Source organism: Streptomyces sichuanensis (genome assembly GCF_020328095.1).
Lineage (GTDB): Bacteria > Actinomycetota > Actinomycetes > Streptomycetales > Streptomycetaceae > Streptomyces > Streptomyces cinnamoneus.
The window spans coordinates 1-688 of record NZ_JAIXMK010000183.1 but is presented as its reverse complement, the minus strand read 5'-3'; the positions used below and the strand labels follow the sequence as shown (position 1 = coordinate 688).

1 protein-coding gene and 3 tRNA genes are annotated in these 688 nt (G+C 67.9%); all 4 read left to right on the top strand.

The window, feature by feature from the left end; translation table 11 throughout:
• Nucleotides 1-162, top strand: a 162-nt coding sequence (locus tag LE181_RS30135) for an Lsr2 family DNA-binding protein (RefSeq protein WP_225664688.1), incomplete at its 5' end; no start/stop codon positions are given.
• 114 nt (nt 163-276) lie between these two features.
• Nucleotides 277-348 (top strand) — tRNA-Gly (locus tag LE181_RS30130).
• A gap of 45 nt (nt 349-393) precedes the next feature.
• Nucleotides 394-465 (top strand) — tRNA-Gly (locus tag LE181_RS30125).
• A gap of 45 nt (nt 466-510) precedes the next feature.
• Nucleotides 511-582, top strand: a tRNA-Gly gene (locus tag LE181_RS30120).
• The last annotated feature ends 106 nt before the right edge of the window (nt 583-688 follow it).

The window sequence follows — 688 nt, the reverse complement described above, 5'->3', positions numbered from 1 at the left end:
GCCGGCCGCAAGCAGTCCCGCTCCGGCAAGGTCTACCGCCGCACGTCCGTGGCGCCCGACCCGGCGGCGGTCCGGGCCTGGGCCCGTTCGAACGGCATGGAGGTGCCGCCGCGCGGCCGCATCCCCAAGAAGGTCTACGAGGCGTTCAACGCCGCGGGCTGAGCCGTGGCCGGACCTCGCTCCCGGCCCGACTTGCCAAGCACCCCGGATGATCAGCTAGAGTCTGGATCACGCCGAGGGGCAAGGCCGGGAAACGGGCCGGAACTTCGGGGTCATGCGGGTGTAGCTCAGTAGTAGAGCGCCCCCTTTCCAAGGGGGAGGCGCAGTGTGCGATTCCTGTCACCCGCTCTGACCGTTCGGTCGTCCACCTCGGTGGGCGGTCCGGATGGACGCGCGGGTGTAGCTCAGTAGTAGAGCGCCCCCTTTCCAAGGGGGAGGCGCAGTGTGCGATTCCTGTCACCCGCTCTGACCGTTCGGTCGTCCACCTCGGTGGGCGGTCCGGATGGACGCGCGGGTGTAGCTCAGTAGTAGAGCGCCCCCTTTCCAAGGGGGAGGCGCAGTGTGCGATTCCTGTCACCCGCTCTCATCGCTTACCGACCACGGCTGTGGATCAGGTAGAGTGATGCACGCGCCGCCCAGTGAGAGCTGGTCGGAGGCATGCGGACGTAGCTCAGTTGGTAGAGCACCA